Consider the following 6,432-nt stretch of genomic DNA (forward strand, 5'->3'; position numbering starts at 1 on the left):
TTTATTTAAAACTAATAATACTAAAAACTATTTTATATAGAGGGTTACTGTATTTATGAGGTGTGCTATACCTATCGGTGCAGCCGCGGCCCCGGAGGTCGCGAATGACTCATTCGCGACCTCCGGCGTCCCGAATGAGTCATTCGCGGCAACGGCTAGTCCAGTTTGCGCAGCCCGTCGAGGATGCGGCGCATCAGGTCGGTGTCCGGGGGCGCGAAGGCGAACCGCGGCGCCGGGGCCCCCGCGGTCGCCGGGCGCGGGGCCGGCGGCGGGAGGATGCCGGCCACGCGGGACGGCAGCCGGGTCATCGCGGGTTCGCGGCGGGTCTGCGCGGGGATCGGCAGCGTCGGCAGGGCCACCGTGCCCGCTTCGGCCAGCCGCCGGGTGGCGTGCTCCCGCCGCAGGCGCGACTGGATCCCGGCCACGGTGAAGTCCGGCTCGGGGTCGGCGGCGGCCGGCCGACGGCGGGGCCGCCGCCGTTCCAGGCTGATCGCCCAGGCCGCCGCGGCGAAGGCCGGCAGCAGCAGCCCGGCGACGATCGCGAGGCCCGGCAGGTCGACGGCCATCAGGCGGCCCCGGGCACAGGTAGGAGCATGACGTTCACTTCCGGACGGACGGTTCTTCCGCAGCATGGCCGACACCTGGATATTCGACTTCAACGAATTTTCGCGGACCCCGCAGCCATCATGAATGACGGTCGACGCTCCCGCAAGCGGCCGAACGGGGTCGGCCGTCCGGACGGTAAAACTGCAGCTCGGCGTGGTTCCGCGGCAGGTAGACCGCGCCCTTCACCCAGTAGTACGGACGCAGGTTCGATCCGGTTCACCGCATTTTTGTACGATTCGTGTACACCGCCGCGGCAAACTCCGGAAATGCGCATCCGGACCTGGCTCGTGGCCGCCACGCTGGCGCTCCCCGGGCTCGCCCCCGCGTCCCCGGCCCTCGCCGCGGACGGCAACCCGCTCGAGAAGACGAACGGCTTCTACGCCGACCCGGACTCCAACCCGGCCGGGTGGGTCCGCGACCACCCGAACGACAGCCTGGCCGGCCCGATCAGGACGTCGATCGCGACCAAACCCGGCGCGCGCTGGTTCGGCAACTGGAGCGGTGACATCCGCACGGCCGCCGACTCCTACACCTACGCCGCCGATGTCGCCGACAAGCTGCCCGTCCTGGTCGCCTACAACATCCCCGGCCGCGACTGCGGCGGCGAGTCGACCGGCGGCGCCGGCAGCCCGCAGGCCTACCGCGACTGGATCTCCGCGTTCGCCGACGGCATCGGCGGCAAGCCGGCGCTCGTGATCATCGAGCCGGACGCGCTCGCCCAGCTCGACTGCCTGCCCGGCGACGCCCGCCAGACCCGGATCGACCTGCTGAGATTCGCCGCGACGCAGTTCGCGCAGAAGGCCCCGAACACGTGGGCCTACATGGACGGCGGCAACGCCACCTGGATCCCGGCCGCGACGATGGCCGCGCGGCTGAAGCAGGTGGGCGTGCAGTCCATCCACGGCTTCGCCCTGAACGTGTCCAACTTCTACACCACGGCCGAGTCGACGACCTACGGCAAGGCGGTCGACGCGGCACTGGGCTACGCGGCGCCGTTCGTGGTCGACACCAGCCGCAACGGCAACGGCCACGGCAACCCCGACGACAAGCTGTGGTGCAACCCGCCGAAGCGCAAGCTCGGCGCGACGTCCCAGCTCGGCGGCGGCCCGGAGATGCAGCTGTGGATCAAGGTCCCGGGCGACTCCGACGGCAGCTGCGGCCACGGCTCGGGCATCCCGGCGGGCACGTTCGGCCCGAGCCTGGCCGACCACCTGATCAAGGGCGACTGACCAGGTCGCACGCCGTCGCCAGCTCCGCCGGGGTCGCCCCGGCGGGGCGGGCGATCGTCGCCGAGGCCGGCGGGCGCACGCCGCGCAGCCACCCGCCGAGAGCGTCGAACGCCGTCCGGAAGCACGGACCCAGCGGGCGCAGCCGGTCCGGGTAGGCGTCGACCAGCCCGTCGACGTGGTTGCCGCCCTCGATCCGGTAGTACCGGTGCAGCGCCCCGCGCCCCGAGTCGCGGATCATCCGGTCGTAGACGTCGGAGTCGCGGGTGATCGGCAGCAGCGTGTCGAGTGTTCCGTGCAGCGTCAGCAGCGGTTTGCCGATCCGGCCGGTCAGCGAGATCCGCTCGACCGCCCGGGCCACGGACCGCGGCCGGGACGCATACGCGTAGTCGGCGTCGCACGACGGCGTTCCCGAGGCGCAGAACGGGGTACCGGCCTCGAGCGGGCCGTCGAACGACGGGTCGACCTCTTCGCGGTAGATCCGCTGCGTCAGGTCCCAGTAGACGCGGTAGTGGTAGTCCCACAGGAACTCCGACCCCGGCGCGAACCCGGCGTCCAAAATGGACCGGTGGGCCGCTGCCGATCCCGCCGCGTAGGCCGGGTACGCGCGCAGGGCCGGCGGCAGGAACGTGAGCAGGTTCGGCCCGTCGGCCCGCCACAGCGTCCCTTCCCAGTCGACGCCGCCGTCGTAGAGCCACGGCCGGTTCTCCAGCTGCCACCGCACGAGGTACCCGCCGTTGGACAGCCCGGCCGCGAGGGTCTTCGTCACCGGACGGCCGTAGTGCCGGGTCGCGGCGGCGCGGGCGGCCAGCGTCAGCTGCGTGACGCGCGAGTTCCACTCGGCCAGCGCGTCCCCCGGCCGGACGCCGTCGGTGAAGAACGCGGCGCCGGTGTTGCCCTTGTCGGTCGCGGCGAAGGCGTAGCCTTCCGCGAGCGCCTGGTCGCCGATCGCGCGGTCGTTCGCGTACTGGCGGCGGACGCCGGGCGAGCCGGAGACGACCAGGCCGCCGTTCCACCGGTCCGGCAACCGGAGCACGAACTGGGCGTCGTGGTTCCAGCCGTGGTTGGTGTTCGCCGTGGAGGTGTCCGGGAAGTAGCCGTCGACCTGCACGCCGGGCACCGCGCCGAAGGTCGGCAGCCCCGCCGACGTCAGCCCGGCCCAGTCCGCCTCGACGGTGTGCCCGGACGCGAGCGTGCCGGTCGTCGTCAGGTCGTCCAGGCAGGCGGCGACCTGCTGTTGCGCGCCCGGCACGGTGGCCGAGCAGTGCCGCCCGGCCGAAGCCGACGCCGGCGCGGGCAGCGCCACCGCGAGCGCGCCCGCCAGAACCCAAACCAGCCAACCCCGCACGGTTCACCTCCGGTCTCCGAGGTCCCCAGCCAAGCGCGTGCCGCGGCCGCGAGCCATCCCGCCGGTCACCATGAATCGGCGAGCCGATGTGGTGGGCGGACACATGGTCCGGACCGCGGGGCCGCCTTAGCGTCGCTGGGGACCCTCTCAACGACGAGAAGGAGCCCACCATGCGCAAGCTCGCTTTCGCCGGCCTCGCCGCGATCACCGCCGCCGTGCTCACCACCGTCGGGGTGGCCGCCGCCGACCCGCCGCCGTCGTCCCTGGTCCAGGTGCCGAACTTCGGCACCAATCCCGGCAACCTGGCGATGTACACCTACACCCCCGCCGGCCTCGGGACCGGCCGTCCGGTGGTCGTCGCGCTGCACGGCTGCACGCAGAGCGCCGCGGACTACTACGCCCATTCGGGCTGGCCGGAGCTGGCCGACCGCTGGCGGTTCGAGGTCGTGTTCCCGCAGACGTCCACGGCGAACAACTCGCTGAAGTGCTTCACCTGGTTCGACCCGGCCGACGACACGCGCGGAAAGGGCGAAGCGGCGTCGATCAAGTCCATGGTGGACAAGGCGGTCGCCGACCACGGCTCGGACACCGCGCGCGTCTTCGTCACCGGCTTGTCGGCGGGCGGCGGGATGGCGGCCGACCTGCTGGCCGCGTATCCGGACGTCTTCGCCGGGGGTGGCATCAACGCGGGCTTGCCCGCGCAGTGCGCCACCAGCATCACGCAGGCGTCGGGCTGCCAGCAGAACGACCAGCACCTGACCCCGGCCCAGTGGGCGGCGAAGGTCAAGGCGCAGTACCCGGGTTACGGCGGGCCGTGGCCGCGCGTCGCGATCTGGCAGGGCACGGGCGACTACACGGTCGCCCCGGTCAACGGCACCGAACTGCGCGACCAGTGGACGGCGGTGCACGGTGTCGCGCAGACGCCGACGAGCACGCAGTCCCTGCCGGGCGGCACGACGCTGACGACGTACGCGGACAAGGTGCAGCTGTACTCGATCGCGGGGATGGGCCACGGCACCGCGGTCGACCCGGGGACCGGCTCGACCCAGTGCGGCAGCACCGGCGCGTACTTCCTGGCCGGGATCTGCTCCAGTTACTACACGGGTGTGTTCTTCGGTCTGGACAACGGATCGGGCACGCCGCCGCCCACGACGACGACCAGCACTACCACCACAGCGCAGCCGGGAACGTGTGTGAGCGCCAGCAATTACGCCCACACGCAGGCGGGCCGCGCGCACCAGAGCGGCGGCCAGACATACGCGAACGGTTCGAACCAGGCCATGGGGCTGTGGAACACCTTCACGATCCACGCCCTGCGGGAGACGTCCCCGGGCTACTGGGTACTCGCCGACGGGCAGTGTTAGGACTCCGGGGGCCGCTCGGCCCGGCTGAGCAGCCCCCGTTTTCCGCGCTACCGAAGCGCACCGGCGAAAACGCTGTCACCGCGGCGAGGCGAGCCGGTGCAGGCGCAGGGCCAGCTGGATCTCCAGCGCCCGATCAGGCACCTGCCAGTCCTCTCCCAGCAGCGACGCCACCCGCTCCAGCCGCTGCACCACCGTGTTCACGTGGACGTGCAGCACGTCCTTCGTCCGCGCCAGCTGCGCGCCGTTCGCGAAATACGCCCGCAGCGTCGCGACCAGCTCCGTGCCGCGGCGCTCGTCGTAGTCCAGGACCGGGCCGAGTGTCTGGCGGACGAACGCGTCCAAGTCCGCGCGGTCACCGAGGAGCTGGCCGAGAAACCCGAGGCCCGCCATCGCCGCGCCTTCACCGCTGCGGCCCAGTGCCAGCAGCGCCCGGACGCAGCGGGCCGCCTCCGCGTGGGCCTCCGCGATCGCCGATGGCCCGCTCGCCGGGCCCGCCGCGCCGACCGTGACCGGGCGGCCGGTCGCCGAGCCGAGGTCGGCCGCGATGCGGCGGGCCAGCTCGTCCGGGTCGCCGGTTGCCAGCAGTACGACCTCCTCCGCGTGCACCCCGACCAGCGTCGCGTGCCGGGCGGCCGCGCTCGCCACACGCCGGCGGGAGCCGCCGTCCGCGTGGGCGACCAGGACCGCGTGCGGGGCCGACAGGTCGATGCCCAGCCGGCGGCCGCGGGCCAGCAACGCCCGGGGATTGCGGCCGGGCGCGGTGAGCAGGTCGGTCAGCAGCTCGCCGCGGACCTCGTCCTCGGCGCGCACCACCGATCGCCGCAGCATCAGCAGCAGCGCCGTCACGACGCCGGCGCGTTCGAACAGCCGCCGGTCGGGGTCGCTCAACCCCGCTCGGCCGGCCAGCACCAGGCTGCCGAGCAGTTCCGGGCCCGCCTGGACCGCGCACACCCAGTTGTCCTTTGTGGACACCGCGCGCCCGGTGGTGCGGGCCGCGGCGAGCGCGTCCGGGTCGAGCGCGACCGGGTCCGCCGAACTCGCCAGGAGCGTGCCGTCGGCGTCGTAGACCGTGAGGCTCCCGTGCAGCACGGCCGCGACCGCGTCGGCGACGTCCGGCAGGTCGCCCCCGCGCAGCACCAGGTCGGTCAGCCGGTCGTGGGCGTCCTCGGCGCGTTCCATCGTCGCGTTGGCCTCGTTGAGCTCCGCGACCGCGCGGCGGGTCTGGTCGAGGAGGTTCGCGCTGTCCAGGGCGATCGCCGCGTGGTCGGCCAGCGACGACAGCAGCGCCACCTCGTCGGCGGAGAACTCCCGGGTGGCGCGGTCGGACGCGAACAGCACGCCCAGCACCTTCGGGCCGATCGCCAGCGGGACGCCGAGGATCGCGGTCAGGCCCTCGTCTTCGACGCCGGAGTCGATGTGCCGCGTGTGCTTGAACCGGTCGTCGTTGAAGTAGTCCGACGTCGCGTACGGCCGCGCGGTCTGCGCGACCAGCCCGCCGAGGCCCTCCCCCATGCCCAGCACGATCTGCTGGAACTCGGCCGACACCGACCCGTCGCTGACCCGGACGTAGGTCTTGTTCTCGGCCTCGTCGTTCAGCGAAAGGTAGGAGACGTCGACGCCGAGCAGCGCCCGCGCCCGCCGGACGATCGAGCGCAGCACGGTGTCCGGATCGGACAGCGCGGCGAGCTCGCTCGCGGTCTCGAACAACGCGGTGAGCTGGGCTTCGCGCCGCCGGTGTTCGGCCAGGGTCTCGCGGATCCGCAGGGCCAGCTCGCCCGCGCTGGCCAGCGCGGCCAGGTCGGCCGCGCCGAGAGTTCGGTAGTGCGTCGTGTTTGGAAAGAGTGTGTTATTCAAAGTGTAGTTCTCGGTGGTGGCGGGGTCATTAGAA

Annotated in this window: 5 protein-coding genes; 2 read left to right on the plus strand and 3 right to left on the minus strand. The window is 72.3% G+C overall.

The window, feature by feature from the left end:
- Nucleotides 1-155: 155 nt before the first annotated feature.
- Nucleotides 156-566, minus strand: coding sequence for a hypothetical protein (locus ACWDN5_RS45890; protein WP_449680695.1), 411 nt, complete (start codon nucleotides 564-566; stop codon nucleotides 156-158).
- A gap of 306 nt (nucleotides 567-872) precedes the next feature.
- Here ACWDN5_RS45890 and ACWDN5_RS45895 point away from each other — a divergent pair, with 306 nt between their 5' ends.
- Entirely contained in the window at nucleotides 873-1,835 is a 963-nt protein-coding gene (locus ACWDN5_RS45895; RefSeq protein WP_449680696.1) for a glycoside hydrolase family 6 protein, read from the plus strand.
- Here the strand turns inward: ACWDN5_RS45895 and ACWDN5_RS45900 are convergent.
- A complete protein-coding gene (locus tag ACWDN5_RS45900) occupies nucleotides 1,822-3,138 on the minus strand; it encodes a 3-hydroxybutyrate oligomer hydrolase family protein (protein WP_449680698.1) in 1,317 nt (438 codons plus the stop codon). The genes ACWDN5_RS45895 and ACWDN5_RS45900 overlap by 14 nt on opposite strands.
- 212 nt (nucleotides 3,139-3,350) lie before the next feature.
- Here ACWDN5_RS45900 and ACWDN5_RS45905 point away from each other — a divergent pair, with 212 nt between their 5' ends.
- A complete protein-coding gene (locus ACWDN5_RS45905; protein ID WP_449680697.1) occupies nucleotides 3,351-4,544 on the plus strand; it encodes an extracellular catalytic domain type 1 short-chain-length polyhydroxyalkanoate depolymerase in 1,194 nt (397 codons plus the stop codon).
- A gap of 75 nt (nucleotides 4,545-4,619) precedes the next feature.
- Here ACWDN5_RS45905 and ACWDN5_RS45910 read toward each other — a convergent pair whose 3' ends face one another.
- Nucleotides 4,620-6,398, minus strand: a complete 1,779-nt coding sequence (locus ACWDN5_RS45910) for a helix-turn-helix domain-containing protein (protein WP_449680699.1) — start codon at nucleotides 6,396-6,398, stop codon at nucleotides 4,620-4,622.
- Nucleotides 6,399-6,432 lie beyond the last annotated feature (34 nt).

Source organism: Amycolatopsis sp. NPDC003731, assembly GCF_053586895.1.

Excerpts from the sequence above, each read along its gene's own strand:
- ACWDN5_RS45890 (WP_449680695.1), bottom strand. The coding sequence starts at position 566 with ATGGCCGTCGACCTGCCGGGCCTCGCGATCGTCGCCGGGCTGCTGCTG.
- ACWDN5_RS45895 (WP_449680696.1), top strand. The coding sequence starts at position 873 with ATGCGCATCCGGACCTGGCTCGTGGCCGCCACGCTGGCGCTCCCCGGG.
- ACWDN5_RS45905 (WP_449680697.1), top strand. The coding sequence starts at position 3,351 with ATGCGCAAGCTCGCTTTCGCCGGCCTCGCCGCGATCACCGCCGCCGTG.